At 49.6% G+C, this 16,260-nt stretch carries 15 protein-coding genes; all 15 read right to left on the reverse strand.

The window, feature by feature from the left end; all coding sequences use genetic code 11:
- Positions 1-408: 408 nt before the first annotated feature.
- Complete coding sequence (locus tag QMD53_04895) at positions 409-972, reverse strand: DUF5317 family protein (GenBank protein ID MDI6799988.1); 564 nt, start codon at positions 970-972, stop codon at positions 409-411.
- A 42-nt stretch (positions 973-1,014) separates the two neighbouring features.
- Positions 1,015-2,283 carry an HD domain-containing protein gene (locus tag QMD53_04900; GenBank protein ID MDI6799989.1) on the reverse strand — a complete coding sequence of 423 codons (1,269 nt, stop codon included), beginning with the start codon at positions 2,281-2,283 and terminating at the stop codon, positions 1,015-1,017.
- A 7-nt stretch (positions 2,284-2,290) separates the two neighbouring features.
- A complete protein-coding gene (locus QMD53_04905) occupies positions 2,291-3,607 on the reverse strand; it encodes an HD-GYP domain-containing protein (GenBank protein ID MDI6799990.1) in 1,317 nt (438 codons plus the stop codon).
- Positions 3,608-4,029: 422 nt separating this feature from the next.
- A complete protein-coding gene (locus QMD53_04910) occupies positions 4,030-4,662 on the reverse strand; it encodes a hypothetical protein (GenBank protein MDI6799991.1) in 633 nt (210 codons plus the stop codon).
- A 76-nt stretch (positions 4,663-4,738) separates the two neighbouring features.
- The gene (gene raiA / locus QMD53_04915) at positions 4,739-5,311 is read right to left on the reverse strand and encodes a ribosome-associated translation inhibitor RaiA (GenBank protein MDI6799992.1); all 573 of its coding nucleotides are present in this window, start codon (positions 5,309-5,311) and stop codon (positions 4,739-4,741) included.
- A gap of 742 nt (positions 5,312-6,053) precedes the next feature.
- Positions 6,054-6,749 (reverse strand): ComF family protein, encoded by a 696-nt coding sequence (locus tag QMD53_04920; GenBank protein ID MDI6799993.1) that lies wholly within the window; start codon positions 6,747-6,749, stop codon positions 6,054-6,056.
- Positions 6,750-6,758: 9 nt separating this feature from the next.
- Positions 6,759-7,676, reverse strand: coding sequence for an AEC family transporter (locus tag QMD53_04925; protein ID MDI6799994.1), 918 nt, complete (start codon positions 7,674-7,676; stop codon positions 6,759-6,761).
- Between the two features lie 110 nt (positions 7,677-7,786).
- Positions 7,787-8,269 (reverse strand): peptidase M56 BlaR1, encoded by a 483-nt coding sequence (locus QMD53_04930; protein ID MDI6799995.1) that lies wholly within the window; start codon positions 8,267-8,269, stop codon positions 7,787-7,789.
- 17 nt (positions 8,270-8,286) lie between these two features.
- Entirely contained in the window at positions 8,287-8,733 is a 447-nt protein-coding gene (locus tag QMD53_04935; protein MDI6799996.1) for a hypothetical protein, read from the reverse strand.
- Between the two features lie 263 nt (positions 8,734-8,996).
- Positions 8,997-10,253: an adenosylhomocysteinase gene (gene ahcY, locus QMD53_04940; protein ID MDI6799997.1), complete on the reverse strand. Its 1,257-nt coding sequence runs from the start codon at positions 10,251-10,253 to the stop codon at positions 8,997-8,999.
- Positions 10,254-10,295: 42 nt separating this feature from the next.
- Positions 10,296-11,411 (reverse strand): bifunctional phosphoglucose/phosphomannose isomerase, encoded by a 1,116-nt coding sequence (locus tag QMD53_04945; GenBank protein MDI6799998.1) that lies wholly within the window; start codon positions 11,409-11,411, stop codon positions 10,296-10,298.
- A 225-nt stretch (positions 11,412-11,636) separates the two neighbouring features.
- Positions 11,637-12,926 carry an LCP family protein gene (locus QMD53_04950; protein ID MDI6799999.1) on the reverse strand — a complete coding sequence of 430 codons (1,290 nt, stop codon included), beginning with the start codon at positions 12,924-12,926 and terminating at the stop codon, positions 11,637-11,639.
- A gap of 63 nt (positions 12,927-12,989) precedes the next feature.
- Positions 12,990-14,477, reverse strand: coding sequence for an Asp-tRNA(Asn)/Glu-tRNA(Gln) amidotransferase subunit GatB (gatB, locus tag QMD53_04955; protein MDI6800000.1), 1,488 nt, complete (start codon positions 14,475-14,477; stop codon positions 12,990-12,992).
- Positions 14,478-14,491: 14 nt separating this feature from the next.
- Entirely contained in the window at positions 14,492-15,949 is a 1,458-nt protein-coding gene (gatA, locus tag QMD53_04960; protein MDI6800001.1) for an Asp-tRNA(Asn)/Glu-tRNA(Gln) amidotransferase subunit GatA, read from the reverse strand.
- A gap of 25 nt (positions 15,950-15,974) precedes the next feature.
- Positions 15,975-16,259: an Asp-tRNA(Asn)/Glu-tRNA(Gln) amidotransferase subunit GatC gene (gene gatC, locus QMD53_04965; protein ID MDI6800002.1), complete on the reverse strand. Its 285-nt coding sequence runs from the start codon at positions 16,257-16,259 to the stop codon at positions 15,975-15,977.
- Position 16,260: the final 1 nt, after the last annotated feature.

A 16,260-nucleotide genomic window follows, 5' to 3' on the forward strand; every position in this document is an offset into this window, starting at 1 on the left:
AGCGGCAGAAGCCGTTGTGCGTAGTTAAGGTGTCAACAGAAACGGGGTAACTCCATATTCGATTGCCCTACCCTAATAAGAGACTATTATTCTCACTATCGGTGGCTTTGCGTCTTGCCTGGGACGGACCACAATTTTCTTTTTCACCTCCTCATCTGGTTTCTCTCTAATCGGTTTAAACCACCTCCCAATCCTTAAGGAGGGTAGTCATTCCGAGTATTTTTATTAATCACTATTCACATACTATTACTCTCTCTCTTGTCAACATAATTCTTATAAATTTATAAAAATATTCATAGCGATTGAAAATATAGTGAATCATGGCAGTTTAGGGTCGGAAATCAGATACTTGCGATTAAAAAGATCTGCTCCTAACTTAGGATGGCCGAGATAAAGTGGTGGATAATATTAAGCTGTAGGTCGAATGGTCTTGGCTCCAACCATAGTCCCATAGACCTTGGTAAAGATGCCTAATGAGAGAAGGATATCGCCCAAGCTTATCAAGCTCATGGATGGCGGAACGAGAACCGGAAACGGGATGACATCGGCCAAGAATTTTAGTGATGTTGCCTGCGTCAAGGGGACGTGGAACGGGTCTAAGGATTGAGCTACAAAAGCCGCCCGCTCAGGAGCGGTGAGCCTTTCGATCCAGGCTAAAGAGACCGGCATCCCGCCGTTTGCCGCTATCACAAGAAGATTTAGTAAGACTCCAAACCCCATTATCAAAAAATGGCGGTCTTTACCGTTTATGACGGCCCCTGCTACAAGCATCAAATATGAAAGCAATAGCAGATAGAAGACCTCGCGCCCTGTTGGGCTCAAAAAGGAGGAGGCAAAGGGAAGAAGGTATTGAAGGATGAAGGCGGCTATAAAGAGAAGGGGCGCTTTGATCTTAAGGTTTTGAAGCCTTGAGAGGCTCCCTTTTTTGATGAGGCCGGCCAAGATTGCCAAAATGAAAGCATCTAGGAGCATTGCATTATCCCGCCCGCTTCATTACCGGATGAAACCCCATCCTTAAAAGCCATTATCCTCAAGGCTTTGGGTCCATAGTGATTTCTTGTGCCTAAGGATATTTATGAGAACTCTGATCATTTTAGGATCGAAGGTCGTTCCTTGCTCCTGCTTGATGGCGGCGACGGCTTCGCGCGAACTCATCTTCTCTTCACTAAAGCAACCTGAGACCAAGTCGTCGTAACGGGCAGCTAGATGAATTACCTGGGCTCCTGCGGATACTCGGCTTCCATCACCGAGCCTAAAGGGAGAGTGGTGATGTTTGACCATATCGGCCGAACCCTTCAAGGAATCGACTTGGGAGAGAATTTCGCAGCCGATTTCACAGTGGGCGCCTTTGCCTTCATCGTCCTTAGGCTTGGCCGTGTATCTATGCTCAAAGGGGTCATCCTCCAAGCCGACCTTGCCTATGTCTCTCAATAGGGCCGCGTTGTTTATGTCTTCAAGTTCATCTCCTCTGATGCCGATCATTTTGGCCATCCCCACGGCAAGCTCGGCCACCTTGCGACTGTTGCCCTCCGCCCTGTTCTCTTGGACATCGATGATTGAGGATAGAGCACACAAGGTGGCCCGGTATGTCTTCTTGATGTCGAGAAGGAGCTTGTAGGAATACCAGACGATGTAAATGGCCGGAAAGAAGAGAATGACTCCCCAGAAATTCAGGTTCTTATGCATCATGGCCATGAGGGTGGCTATCGGAACCAAGGCCGTGTAGAAGGGGCCTATAATCTGGATGGCTCCGATTGAGTCTTTTAAGATGGCAACCGGACCCCTTGCCATGAGGAGTATCTGCTCGAAGAGGACATCTACTAAGAGGAACATGAAAGCAAGGCCGGTGATGGCGACAATATCCCTCATAAGCTCGATACTGCCGACGCGCCCGCCCATGGCCAAAAAGAGCGCCGCCGAGATGACGATGGCGACCATGTATTCTCCCGCTTGAGCGGCAAATGATAAAATCCTCTCCTTCTTAATGATGGCCAGGGCGATGCCGCCGAAGAAGGCCACGCTCAAGGCGACCGGAAGTTTAAAGAGAAGTATCGAAGCTATGATGATGGCTGGGGCGCCGCTATGGGTGCCTCCCTGAGGCAAAGAGACCTCTAAGTAGTCAGCGGCGGCAAAGCCGACCGAGAAGAGTATTATGTTTAGGAAATCTATCAGCTCAAAGGGGAGTCCCCTTATGTTTAAGACGTAGATGACTAACCCTGTCAGAGATAGGATTATCTTCATTACCCTGGTTTTATCATTATCGACCCTTAAGTGTTTATTCAAAAAAATATCACTCCAGTTCCCAATCATCTATGATCAGAAGGTCCTCTTTGACTTCGAAGTTGGTCTCTAAGTCATCCTTCTTCTCTTGGGTCTCTTCCACTTTCCGTTCCTCGACTTCTTCTCTCTCCTTTTTGTCTTCATATTGAAAACGATTCCATTTGTCCTCATCAGTTTCGATCTTAAAGCTTATGCTCCCCACATCCAGCTTGCCCTCTTCTCCCAGCATCTCGATGAAGATTTTAACTACATCCTTATCGAACTGGCTGCCAGAGCAGTAGAGCAGCTCGGCTGCGGCCTCGGGAAAAGTCATCGGCTCTCGATAGGACCGCAATGATGTCATGGCGTCAAAAGCGTCGGCCACGCTGACGACTCTGGCCAGCATCGGGATGGACTCGCCCCTGATGCCTGCGCCATAGCCCATGCCGTTATAGTATTCGTGATGGCTTTCGACGACCGGAAGGACGCTCCTTAAGAAGTCCACATCCTTTAATAGCTCGGCTCCGATCTCAGAATGCTTCTTGATGCTCTCGTACTCATCCGATGATAGTTGACTCGGTTTGCAAAGGATGCGCCTAGGTATGCCTATCTTGCCAAGATCATGAAGGAGGGCGGCGTACTTGATGAGATCCATCTCGTTTTCGGGAAACCTCATCTTGCGGGCGGCAAGTTCTACGTAATCGGCAACCCTCTCCGAATGTCCTTTGGTATAGCTATCTTTGGCTTCGATGGAGGCGATGAGGGCGCGCACCGTATCGCCATAGGCCGCTTTGAGCCTCATGTATACCCTAAAGGACTCCCTGGCTATGAGTAGTGGCGCTACAACCAGAATGATGGATGAGATTCCGGAGGAGACATAGAGCTGGGCTAAGGCTATCCCTAGTGTGGCTAAAAAGATTTTGCTTGGAATGGTCCATCTTTCATTTAGCACCCAAATGTTTAATGGATGCATTTTTTCAATAAGACCGATAGCTACAGAGACTAGAGCAGTATTTACGAGGAAATAAGTGATCGCCGCCAGAGCAAGGGGGAGGAGAATCGATGGAAAGTCAAGGTAGGTTAAACCGCCTTTTGTGATAAAGGAGGGATGATTCAATTTCTGATAAATCAAGGCTGCCAAGCCGGCATCAAATACGGCTATGCCGCCGTTTACCATCCATCTGAAGATTGATGTTTTTTTCTTTATATCCCGCCAGACGACGGTCATAAAGAGTGAGATCAGGATAACCGTCAAGGGTTCGAACAGGAGAACAGCTGCAAATATGATGGTAAAACTTACAGAGACCGCTCCAACCCTGGGGAGATCGATCCCCGCTGATTCGGCCATCCAGACCATCAATCCGAAAACGGCTATCTCTTTCCATTGGAGACTGGATTCCATGGATAAATAAAGATACGCCACAAGGCCAGAGGCTAAAAAAAATAGAGAAATAGAATATATATTGAAGTTTTTATAATCTTTATTCACGTTCAACTTCCTCAAAATTAAGGGCCGACATCACTAAAGTTTTATGTTATACGCGACTTCTAGCGCCGCCAGCCAAAACTATGGCCATAAGCGCGGTCAGAGCCAAAAAGAACTTGCCTCTCATGGGAAGACCCCCTTTGGGGTTATGCTAGGCAAATCGCCCGCTTTAAGTCTTCCCGCTTTTCCGCTACTTAGCGAGAACTGCGGCTTCTCTCCTCTTCAAAAAATCGGCCTCTCTGCGGCCGATTTAATGGTTTGATGCCGGCCCAAAACCTCTCATATTAAGCTGTCAAAATGCTAAACTGCCTATTTAAAGCGTCCAAAGCCGCCCTGACCACGGCGTCTGGCTCGCTCCTTCGGATGAAAGCCGAACCGATGAAGCGACCATCTCGAAGCGATGACGAGAGGTTAACCGAACACAGGGCCGCCTTATCTTGCTCCAATGTTACCACTGCAACCTCCTCCAAGGCAAAAGATGATTCATCCTTTAAGAACTTCTCTGCTGCTTGCAATGTGGCTATGGCTATTATCCGCCTCTGCTGGGCTATCGTGGCCGCCCCGTTGGCGCTCCCCTCGTTCTCTTCCTCGCCAAGCTTCAATTTTACCAGAGCGCTCGCCGTGGGTCCCTTGACATCAACATTGATGTTGACCGCCTTTAGCCGATCCGTCCTTACCTTCCTCTCCGACGGCTTGATATCCGGGTCAAGCTGGGCTACGCTGACCTTCTTATGATCTACGGCCAGGCCAAACCCCGCCAAAAGGACCGACTCCACATCTCTGACAATCTGTTTTGCCGAACGAAAGGTGTCGGATAGAACGTGTATTTCGCGCACACCACCCTCATCATCGAACATGACTCGTGCGGCCTGTATGTCCTTTATCCTAGATAGAGCCCCTTCTAAATCCTGTTTCAAATGATTTTCGAAAGCCAAAATCTGGACCTTCCTTTCTGTGAGGCCGAGAAATCATATTAAGGGGGGTGATTTTGGGTTAATCCAGATCGGATAAGGAGGGTTCGATGAGTCCGTAGTTGCCGTCCCTTCGGCGATAGATGACGTTGGTCTCCTCATTCTCAGAATTGGTAAAAACAAAAAACTCATGCCCTATCAGATCGAGCTGCATCGCAGCCTCCTCGGCGGACATCGGTTTCATCGGGATCTGTTTCACCTTTACTATCGAAGGCGGCTCTTCATCCTGAGACTCAAAGGTCTCGGGGCCAACCTCCGCTTTGGGCGCAGCGCTCACTCCCTGATGTCTTACATTGCTCCGATAGAGTTTGCCCTTATATTTCTCTATCTGTTTTTCCAACTTCTCGACGACATGATCTATCGATACATACATATCATTGGTGGCAACCGAGGCCCTTATCATTGGGCCTTTGGTAAATATGATTACCTCGACCGCCTGACAATCATGAACGCTCGGATTCTTCTCGACCTTAAATTCAACTTCTATTTTAATTACCTGATCAGAATGGTTTATGATCTTCTTTAGTTTATCTTGAGCGTGTCTCTTTATCGCCTCCGTTACATCAATATTCTGTCCCTTTATAATAAACTGCACGTAACCGACCCCCCGTCTTGGCTCTCTTTAAAATTTGACACCGTTTATTTTAAATCCTTCCCGAAAATTGTCCAAACCTTAAAAACCTGCTTTTAGAACATACAATATGGTAATGAAACATTTGCTAGTGGAAGGTAGGATAAATAAGTGGGTTTAACTTAGCTGACCTGGTCTTTGGCCCCACACTCGCCTGCTGAGAGCCCCGCACCGCCCTTGAGAGGCGACACTCATACCCTTCTCCCTGTTGATCAGGGGCAGGACTTACTCCTAAGCCGCACCATGCTCGTCCGCTCAAAAGCGGACTTACGTGGATCCTTTCGCCTGCGACTAGCTTGGACTATCCCGAAGAGACTCCGAGAGCAACCACAGACCTAAGCCAAACCCACCTCTAATTTTAACCAAGTTATGCCACTTAAACAAGATTGCGAATCAGCCAGCTTATATAGTTCTCTGCCTCGAATTTTCCATGAACGATACTCTCGGCTATCATATTAATATCCATAACATACTTACCTTCTATAATCTCATTTCTAATCTCGGCTATCCCTCTGGAGCCGGCCTTTTTCAGCCGTTTGAAAGAAAAAAGCTCCCTAGAGCTACCCTTTATTGGAGCAAATCTGCCTTTTTTGGCCGAGCCTTTTGGCCTCTTTCTCACAGCCTACGCCCTTTAGCAAAATTTGCCCCTCCCTACTTTCATCGGAAGGGCTGGGAACCGACTTGATAGAGGGCGTCAATCTTTATATTAATCGGCCTTGATAACCCGAGCTATCGTCAAGAGATCAACCTTGGCCGCCCCCGCTTTAAGAAGGACTTTCGAGCACTCATCGGCTGTCGCCCCTGTAGTAAAGACGTCGTCGATGAGGAGTATGTTTTTGCCAGCCGCCGCCCCCGGCTTAATCACCTTAAAAACACCCTTCACGTTCCTCTGCCTCTCTTTATGAGTGAGGCTTACCTGGTCCATCTCCTCGCTGGTTCTCTCCATAAGGCTTAAGACTGGTAGCGGTGCCCCTTCAGCGATCCTTGAAGCTATCAGTTCGGCCTGGTTGTAGCCCCTTTTTTTCATCTTTTTTCGGCTGAGCGGTACGAAGGTTGCGATATCGACGTCGGAAAAATCGGCAAGAATCGGGGCGGCCATCTCGCCGAGGAAGCAGGCGACGCTCCTCCGGTTCTTATACTTGAGACCATAGACGGCTTCCTTTAAGCCCGCCTCGAAGAGGCCGAGGGAGCGGGCCTTTTCAAACTTGAAGCGCCCTCTACAATCCAGGCAACTATTTACATCGGCCCCGGTCGGTTTTCCGCATCTTCTGCAGATCGGCTTCTCGATCAAGGGCAGATTATCCCTGCAGCTTGAGCAGATGATTTCCCCGCCGCCCCTCTTGCAGATGACGCACCTGATGGGATAGATGACCTCGATGAGCGAGCTCCACAAACCACTCAATGGCCCTCCTTAGTGGACGGAGAAGACGTACTGCCAAAAGGGCACCGTAAATACGCTTAAAATCGTTGCCGTAACGATGGCTATGGGCAGAAAGTCGGTATCCAAGCGATATTTGAGCCCGATAATGAAGGAGAGCATGGCCGGCGGCATTGAAGCCTGAAGGATAATCGCCTGGGTAAAATCGCGAGAGAGCCCAAGGAGAGCCGACGCCCCGAAGGCTGCTAGCGGCGAGAGGGCCAGTTTTATCAAGACCAGGGCGATGATGAGCCTCTTATGTCTGCCTAGGCTGCCCATTTCAAGCGAGATGCCGATCGAGAGCATGATGAGGGGGACGGCCGCCCCTTTGAGATATTCCAGACTCTTTAGGATGAAGGGGGCAAGGCTGACTCCGCGCAGAGCAAGGCCGGCTGCAAGGGCTATTAAAGGCGGAAAGGTTATTATCTCCTTTAATTTATTTATTTTATCCTTTCCGTCCCCGTAAGCCTCAGCAAAATAGAGCCCGGCGGTAAAGGCAAAGAGAACGGTTGCAAAGATGTCGTAGAAGATGGCTTTGACCAGATAAGACTCCCCACCGAAGGCAAGTGATAGCGGATAGCCAAGATAGCCGGTATTTCCGATGGCCGCCGCCAGCAGAAAAGCGCCCAGCGTCTCCCTTTTGAGATTGAAGAAGCGGCTTGTCATGAAGGCGAAGAGGACCGAGCCGATCATGGCTATCCAGCCGATAAGTGGCATGACCAACAGGGCGGCCTCAATTTTTGAATTTCTGATGGCCAAAAATATCAAAGCTGGCAGCGCTATATAGACGATGACCTTGTTTAAGGTGGCTGAATCCTCCACCCTCATAAGACCGGCCCGTTTGGATAAAACCCCCAAACCGATGAGAAGAACGATGGATGATATCAGGGTAAAGAGATTAGCAAACTCCAAATCTTCCTCCAAATTTTAAGCTAACTATTTATAGCAGAAGGAGGAAGAAATATTAAGGGGGCGCGGGATATCCCCGCGCCCCCTTAATTGTCTAAGAGATTTAAATCAAGCTAATCGTCAAATTCCCCTTCGGTTTCTTTCTCCTCAAATTCCTTTATAATCTCTTCCACTTCTTCTTCAGAGCTTGCCACAAAGGTTTTACCATCTCTTTTGAACTGGCCGATAACGGTTCGGCCATCTGAGGCATAAAGGGGAATCGTTTCAGGAATATCGTTTCGTTTGTTGTATTCCAGGGCCTCTTCTGGAGTTTTGGGCATATCTCCAAACAAGTCTTCATATCGCAGATATCCAACCGTTCCATCAACCCCTTGCGCTAAAATCAGGTCAGGTTCTTCTTCGAGAGAGTCGGCGTATTGATCCGAGCCGTAAGTCTCGCCATACTTATTGACCTTATATTTAGGATATGGAGAGCGCCGTTCATCCTTAAACTTGTCAGCGATTACAGCATTGAAGGATAGCAACCCTAATAATACCCCTACAAGAAGAGCTATGATGACAATTCTCTTGCGCTGATCGATCTTTAAGGTTTCCATTTAATACCTCCTTTCTTTTAAAAGCTAAGGCTCGGGCTCTGATATGTAGCAACCGTATTGTAACCATTGCCATTGTAAGATGCTGAAATGCCTTTACTATAATAATTAGATCCTCGTATACCATACTCGAGAACAACGACTACGAAGCTCCTGGTTGAACTATTGGTGTATTCCCAACGCTTGCTTTCTTTGATTAACGTACCATTTTTATATAATCTGACATATGCACCCATATACCCAGCTGGAACATTGTTTCCTGATTTGGTTTTAACATCTGTATATGCAATGGCATAATTAGCGTCAGTAAAAACTTTCGCTCGGTTTTGATAGTTGATATTCATAACAGGCCCATAATCTCTCCAATTGCTATATGCCATGGCCGCATATGCAGTTACCACACTTGCAGTAGAAATAACACCAACCAAAAATGCGCAAATGGTAACCTTAAGCTTCCTTGATCCCACTAGATCACTTCCTCCCATTTTAAAAGATCGTCAAACTTCAGATATGTAACCAAAATTAAATTAAATTAAATTAAATTAAATTTGGCAGACATTGGCTTTCGTGTCAAGTATCTTGCAAGATAATTTTAAAGAATATTAATTGGATTGATTAATAGACAACATAGTGAATTTATCAGATCGTTAGAATGCTTTTGGTTAAAATACAAAAGGCGCCGTTAAATTATCGGTGCCTTTTGTAGGTCAAAAATTAAGTTATCGCGCTTCTAAGTCCCCATATCCCAAGAGTCCAAGTATTTGCGCTGCTCATCGGTTAAGACATCTATCTCGATACCCATCGAGGCGAGCTTTAGGGCAGCAATCCTTTCATCTATCTCCTCCGGCACCCCGTAGACCTGACTTTCCATCGACTCGTAGTTCTTGACTATGTACTCGGTCGAAAGGGCTTGGTTGGCAAAGCTCATATCCATAACCGAGGCCGGGTGACCTTCGGCGGCGGCCAGATTGACCAGACGTCCTTCAGCAAGCAGATGTATCCGCCGCCCGTCTTTTAGTGTGTATTCTCTCACGAACTCCCTGACATCCCGCTGTTTAACCGAGATCTTCTCTAAAGCCGGAATATCTATCTCCACGTTGAAGTGGCCGGAATTTGCCAGGATCGCCCCGTCCTTCATCGACTTAAAATGTTCATCCCTTAGAACGCCCACGTCACCGGTCACCGTGATGAAGACGTCTCCCACCTTGGCTGCCTGGGCTACCGGCATGACCGAAAAACCATCCATGACCGCTTCCAGCGCTTTTAAGGGATCGACTTCAGTGACGATGACATTCGCTCCAAGGCCTTTGGCTTTGGCCGCCACCCCCCGGCCGCACCAACCGTAGCCAAGGATCACGACCACCTTGCCGGCAAAGAGGATATTGGTCGCCCTAATTATTCCATCCAAGGTGCTCTGTCCGGTACCGTAACGGTTGTCAAAGAGATGCTTGGTGTTGGCGTCATTTACGGCCACGATGGGAAATTTAAGCATTGTAGCTTTGGCCAAGCTCCTTAAGCGAATCACTCCTGTCGTCGTCTCCTCCATGCCGCCGATGATGCCCGAAAGCATCTCGGTCCGTTTGGAATGAAGGGTTGAGATGAGATCGGCCCCATCGTCGATAACGATTCTGGGGCCGTGGTCTAGAGCCAGATTGAGATGGCGATAATAGGTCTCATTATCCTCGCCCTTGATGGCGTAGACCCGAATCCCGTGATCTTTGACCAGAGAGGCGGCCACATCATCCTGGGTACTCAAAGGGTTTGAGGCGGTCAGCACCACATCGGCTCCGGCCGCTTTTAAGGTCAGCATCAGGTTGGCCGTCTCGGTGGTGACATGAAGACAAGCCGAGATCTTAACCCCTTTAAGCGGCTCCTCTTTGGCAAAGGCCTCGCCGATCATCTTGAGGACCGGCATGCTTAGAGATGCCCATTCCATCCTGAGTTTGCCCTCAGTCGCCAGACTTTCATCCTTGATGTCGTAATCCATTAAATTCCCTCTCTTAAATCGATTTGAGATGATTCAAGATATCTATTCCTCGGCCAAACAAATGTTAGCAGATCTACCCGTCGTCCTGTCCTTGGCGGCCTCTTCGAGCATCCTTTTTAAGTGAATTATCCTATCGACCGGTGAGGGGTCTATCCCCTCCATGATAGCGATATAAAAACTTACGTAGTCTCCAAGGTAGATGGTGGTAACGATCTTTTCCAGCTTCGACTCCCCCTTGGTCCAGATTAGAGCCGAGCCGTCAAACTGTTCTTGAATCAGGGATTCCGTTATATCTATCCTGCTCTTGACCTGAGGGTGATCATCTTCATCCTTGAAGATTATCAAATAGAAGCGCTCGGTTATGTCTTTGAGGAGTTCCCAGCCGACGGTCTCGTTATGATTCAGCTCAGGAAAAATACTATAGAAGGCGGGGTTTTTGGAGTTCTCGTTGATCTGGCACTTCCAGCGAAGCGCGATCGTCTCGGTGGTGCCACTCGACCCATATATTACCGGCATCTTGCCGAGTATCCTTTTGGCCAGTTGTTTGGCCCGGTTCTCGCCCAAGGTGGAGCCAATGGCAAATTCGCGCCGCAAGAATTTTAGACGCTCGATGAGATCTTCGAAATCTTTTTTGAGCGAGGGGACGATCCCAAGTCTCTCCAATGAGACCAGTATGGGAAAGGAGAGATAGCCCAGAGCCGCCCTGGGCTGATAGCCGGCTGGGACCAGGATGAGCGGGAAGCCGGCTTCTTTGGTTAACTCGGCCAGGCGGCCGCCGGAAGTTATCGAGATTATCTTGGCTCCCTTCGCCTTTGCAGCCTCAAAGGCTGATAGGGTCTCTTCGGTGTTGCCGGAGTAGCTGACCGCAAAGACGAGTGTCTTTGGGCCGACAAAATTTCCTATGTCATAGGACTTATTTACGAATATGGGGATATCCAGCTCGCCCTTTAAGACATCGCTTGCCAAGTTGCCGCTGACCCCCGAACCACCCATGCCAAGAACCATGATCGAGGTGAAATCGCCCTTGAATCTGGATAAATCGACTCTGCCGGCGATGGTTATGGCCTCCTCGCACTGCTCAACGAAACCCTCCAGGGCGCCGTACATGTCTCCCTTGTCCACCTCACGCACTAATTTTTCATCATCTAGATTTATCATTAAGCATCATACCTCCATTCGTTCATAAACGCCCCTTTTTCTTTCTGAGAAATTAATCGACCAAAGACCCCCCCTTCTTGATATTCCATAAATTCTTAAATTACCTTTTAATTTTGAGGAAATTCCCATGAATTCAATTCTACTATAAGAAGATGTAGCTGTGGTAAAGCTTGAAGGTGATGGGCATATCCATAAAAAGCATGACGGCCCAAGCTTGGGTCGAGCTTAGGGAGTGCGGCCGATGTAGTCTCTACCGACCACGATCAAAACGTCTGATTTGGTCTCGATCTTGCTATCGTACTTTTTGACCTCGGCAAAGGGGATGTATGTCTTGACCTTTTCGGCCTCTATCTTGTTATCCTTGGTATAGAAGATCAGGGTAGTTTGATAGTTGGTGTTATCGGCATTGTCGAGATTCTCTATGCCAAAACCCTTGGCCGCTAGAGTTTCGGAGAGCTTTCTTGCCTCACCCGTAACATCGGTGCCGTTTCTCACATCCAGACCGACATCACCGTTCTTGACGCTTGCAACCGTCGGCTCGTCCTTTAAGGGAAGATCGTTTTCGATGCGATTCAAGATGTCGTGAACTTTGATCTCATCGGGGATAACGTAGCTCACGCCGGATATCATCTCAGGCGTTCCGGGCAGCATGATCCCCTCCAGCCCATCCTTATCTAGGGAGGAGAGTTTCTTGCCGAGCGATATCATTTGACTGATGCTCATGTCGGTCTTGGTATTCTCGGAAAGGATGGAAACGAGCTCCGGTATCTTATATATCGAGGTTATCCTGAGCGACTCTTGCAACACGGCTTTCAAGAACTTCTGCTGGCGGTCGATGCGGCCAAAATCACCCTTGGCGTCATGGCGAAAGCGAACGTACGCCAAAGCAGTTTTGCCATCCATCCTCTGTAGGCCCGCTTTAACCGCGATATCGTTTGCGGGATCGTGGAGGGACTTTTCGACCGTTATCTTCACCCCACCCAAAGCATCGACGACCTCTTTGAAGCCGTTGAAATCTATCATCAGGTAGTGGTTTATCTCAAAGCCGGTGAAGCTCTCGACCGTCTCGACCATGAGCTTAAGGCCGCCAAGAGCGTGAGCGGTATTGATCTTATTCGGTGAATAACCGGGGATCATAACCCGGCTGTCGCGCGGAATCGAAAGCATGACCGCCTTATTGGCCCTCGGATTATAGCGCATGATGATGATGGTATCGGCCCGGCCGCTGTCGTCTCCCCGGCTGTCGTTGCCGAGCAAGAGGATGTTGATCGGCTCGTTCTTCTTGGCTACAGAAAGAATGCTATCGATATCCAAGCCATTGGCCGCATTTATCTTGGTCTCGAATCCCTTGACGATGGCAAAACCGGCCGCTCCTGCTGCAAGCGAGAGTATGAACAGTATGATGAGGAGGCGGGCAAATATGCTTTTTGGGCGCCTCTCTTTGACGACCTTGCCCTGATCAAGTCCGGACAGTTTCAGCGGTCTTTTGAATCTCTTCTTTGCATGCTTTCCCAAGTTCTAAAACACCTCAAAAATAAGTTGCATTTTAACATATAAAGACCGGTGGCGACCAAAAAATCAAGCCTTTTCGGAGAGCTTCTCCTTCAATATCTCGTTTAAGAGGGCGGGGTTGGCCCTGCCTTGGCTGAGTCTCATCGCCTGGCCGACCAGAAAACCGATCGCCCTATCCTTGCCCTGATGATACTCCTCTACCGCTTTGGAATTTTCGCTGAGGGCCATCATGACTATCTTCTCTATCTCAGAGCTGTCGCTAAGCTGAGTTAGATTCTTCTCCTCGACAATTACCTCGGCGAGCTTGCCCGTCTCAAAACTTTCGGCAAAAATCTCCTTGGCCATCTTGCCGCTGATACTGCCGGCATCGATCAATTTAAGAAGAGACAGGAGATGTCTTGGGGTGAGAGCCGACTCTTCTATTTTTAAACCAGCCGCATTGAGGTGCATCGATAGCTCGCCCATCATCCAGTTGGCAACCTTCTTGGCATCACCCTTTAGCCTCATGCACTCCTCAAAATAATCGCCCGTGGCCTTGGACGAGGTAAGAAAGGCGGCGTCGGATGGACTAAGGCTGTAATCGGAGATAAACCTCTTTTTCTTATCCGTCGGAAGCTCAGGCAGAGCCGCCTTGAGCGCCCTGACTTCTTCCTCCGTAAAGACCTTTGGAACCAGGTCGGGCTCGGGAAAGTAGCGATAATCATGGGCCTCCTCTTTGCTCCGAAGCGAGCTCGTGGTGTTGCCTACCGCGTCAAAGTGGCGAGTCTCCTGGATTACCCGGCCCCCGTCCAAAAGTATCTTGGTCTGCCGCTCGATCTCGTATATCAAGGCCCGCTGGATGGCTCGAAATGAGTTCATGTTCTTGACCTCGGACTTGGTGCCAAGTTCTTCTGATCCGACCGGTCGAAGCGAGATGTTGGCATCGCAGCGAAACGACCCCTTCTCCATATCACAATCGGAGACCCCCAGATGCTCGATGACGTTCTTCAAGTTCTGGACGAAGGCTTTGGCCTCATCGGCCGAGCGGATATCGGGCTCGGTCACTATCTCAACCAAGGGGACGCCGGCCCGGTTAAAATCGAGCAGGCTATATTCGGCAGCGGCTATCCGCCCCGACTGGCCTATGTGGATCAGCTTTCCGGTATCCTCCTCTAAGTGGACCCGGTTTATGCCAACCCGCCTTACGTATGGCTCTTGACTTTGCGAGCTGAGCTCTTGGGCCGTCATCTCTACGTCGAGGTAACCATTCTTGCAAACGGGCATATCATACTGAGAAATCTGATAATCCTTGGGCATATCGGGATAGAAATAGTTCTTGCGGTCGAACTTGGTGATGGGAGAGACGCTGCAGCCAAGGGCAAGTCCGATGGTTGCCGTATGCTCTAAAGCCTTCTCGTTGGCAACCGGCAGGGCGCCGGGAAGTCCCAAGCAGACCGGGCAAGTTAGAGTATTGGGCTCGGCCCCGAAGAAATCGGCCGAGCAACCGCAGAACATCTTACTTGACGTATTCAATTCCACATGTATCTCAAGACCGATGACGGTCTCAAGCTCCATATCTTTACCTTCCATCAGAGTTTGGGCCTCTCGCTAAAGTTGAACTCCTTTTCGAAGGCGTAGGCCGCCCTAAGGATGGTCGGCTCATCCAAAGCTTTTCCCATTATCTGCAAGCCGACCGGAAGACCTTCCGAAAGACCGCAAGGAACCGAGATGGCCGGAATCCCGGCTAGGTTCGTCGGAATGGTGCAGATGTCGGACATATACATCGAGAGCGGGTCTTTAGTCTTTTCGCCCCCCTTAAAGGCGGAGGTTGGAGTGGTCGGTGAGATGAGCACGTCGTGCTCTGAGAAAGCCTTTTTGAAGTCGTCCATAATTAGGGTGCGAACCTTTTGGGCCTGGCCGTAGTAAGCATCATAATAACCGGCTGAAAGGGCGTAGGTACCGAGCATTATCCGCCTCTTGACCTCGGCGCCGAATCCTTCGGCCCGCGTCTTGGAGTACATATCGACCATATCCTCTACGTCCTCCTTAGTCCGGTGACCATAGCGGACGCCGTCGAAACGAGCCAGGTTCGAGCTGGCCTCGGCTGGAGCGATCAGATAGTAGGCTGAAAGGGCGTACTCGCTGTGGGGTAGGCTCGCCTCTTTGACGCTGGCCCCAAGTCCTTCAAATATCTTTATAGCCTCCTCGACCTTGGCCTTGACCCCGTCATCTATGCCCTCTCCCATCAGCTCTTTTGGCACGCCAACCTTGAGTCCCTTGACGCCCGCTTCCAGGCCTTGAGTGAAATCGGAAGTTCCTACTTTGAGGGAGGTGGAGTCCATTGGGTCGTGCCCGCAAATGGCATTCAAAATCAGAGCGGCATCGGTCACAGATTTGGCAATCGGGCCGATCTGATCGAGTGAGGAAGCAAAAGCGATAAGGCCGTATCTAGAGACCAGACCGTATGTCGGCTTCATGCCGACCACGCCGCAGAGGGCAGCCGGCTGACGGATCGAGCCGCCGGTATCGGAGCCCAGAGCAAATATGGCCTGACCGGCTGCAACGGCTGCGGCCGAGCCGCCGCTGGATCCGCCGGGCACCCGGCTCAAATCCCAAGGATTAGCCGTTATTTGATAGGCTGAGTTTTCGGTCGAGGAACCCATGGCGAACTCATCCATGTTGGCTTTACCGACCATGACGGCCCCGAAGTTGAAGAGTCTCTGGGCGACGCTGGCCGAATAGGCCGGAACGTAGCCGTCCAATATCTTGGAAGCGCAGGTGGTTGAGATGCCCTCGGTGCACATATTGTCTTTTATGGCGAAGGGAATGCCTAGAAGCGGATTTATGCCCTCTTTGGCTAAAAGCCTTGCATCGGCTGCTTTGGCCGCTTTGAGAGCCTCCTCTTCGGTCAGCCTAAGGTAAGCTTTGAGCTTAGAATCGGTCGAGGCGATTCTTTTGAGCACGCCGTCAAGGAGCTCCATGGCCGATATCCGACCGCTAGTCAATTCATCGTGTAGTTTGGATAGAGTCATCTCGTAAAGCAATATTTAAGGGTCCTCCCAATAGGGGCGGCTAAATAATGTTTGGCACCTTTATCATATTATTCTCTTTTGAGGGGGCCGACGAGAGGGCTTCTTCGACCGTAAAAGAGGGTTTTATCTCATCGGCCCTTAGGACGTTCTTAAGGGGGAGCGGATGAGAGGTCGGCTCAACGTCGTCCGTTTTGAGCTCGGCTATCTTTCCGGCATGATCCAAAATCTGACTGAGCTGTTTGGTAAAGCTCTCCTTCTCGGCCTCACTCAAAGCCAGGCGAGCCAGAAGGGCCACGTGCTCTACCTCCCTCTTATCTATGGACATG

This window comes from Actinomycetota bacterium (assembly GCA_030017835.1).
GTDB lineage: Bacteria > Actinomycetota > Aquicultoria > UBA3085 > Oleimmundimicrobiaceae > Yes70-04.

What these genes read in the sequence shown, in the direction of transcription:
- QMD53_04895 (MDI6799988.1), bottom strand. Translation starts at nt 972, where the DNA reads ATGCTCCTAGATGCTTTCATTTTGGCAATCTTGGCCGGCCTCATCAAA.
- QMD53_04905 (MDI6799990.1), bottom strand. Translation starts at nt 3,607, where the DNA reads ATGGCCGAATCAGCGGGGATCGATCTCCCCAGGGTTGGAGCGGTCTCT.
- QMD53_04930 (MDI6799995.1), bottom strand. Translation starts at nt 8,269, where the DNA reads ATGGAAACCTTAAAGATCGATCAGCGCAAGAGAATTGTCATCATAGCT.
- ahcY (MDI6799997.1), bottom strand. Translation starts at nt 10,253, where the DNA reads ATGGATTACGACATCAAGGATGAAAGTCTGGCGACTGAGGGCAAACTC.
- QMD53_04945 (MDI6799998.1), bottom strand. Translation starts at nt 11,411, where the DNA reads ATGATAAATCTAGATGATGAAAAATTAGTGCGTGAGGTGGACAAGGGA.
- gatB (MDI6800000.1), bottom strand. Translation starts at nt 14,477, where the DNA reads ATGGAGCTTGAGACCGTCATCGGTCTTGAGATACATGTGGAATTGAAT.
- gatC (MDI6800002.1), bottom strand. Translation starts at nt 16,259, where the DNA reads ATGTCCATAGATAAGAGGGAGGTAGAGCACGTGGCCCTTCTGGCTCGC.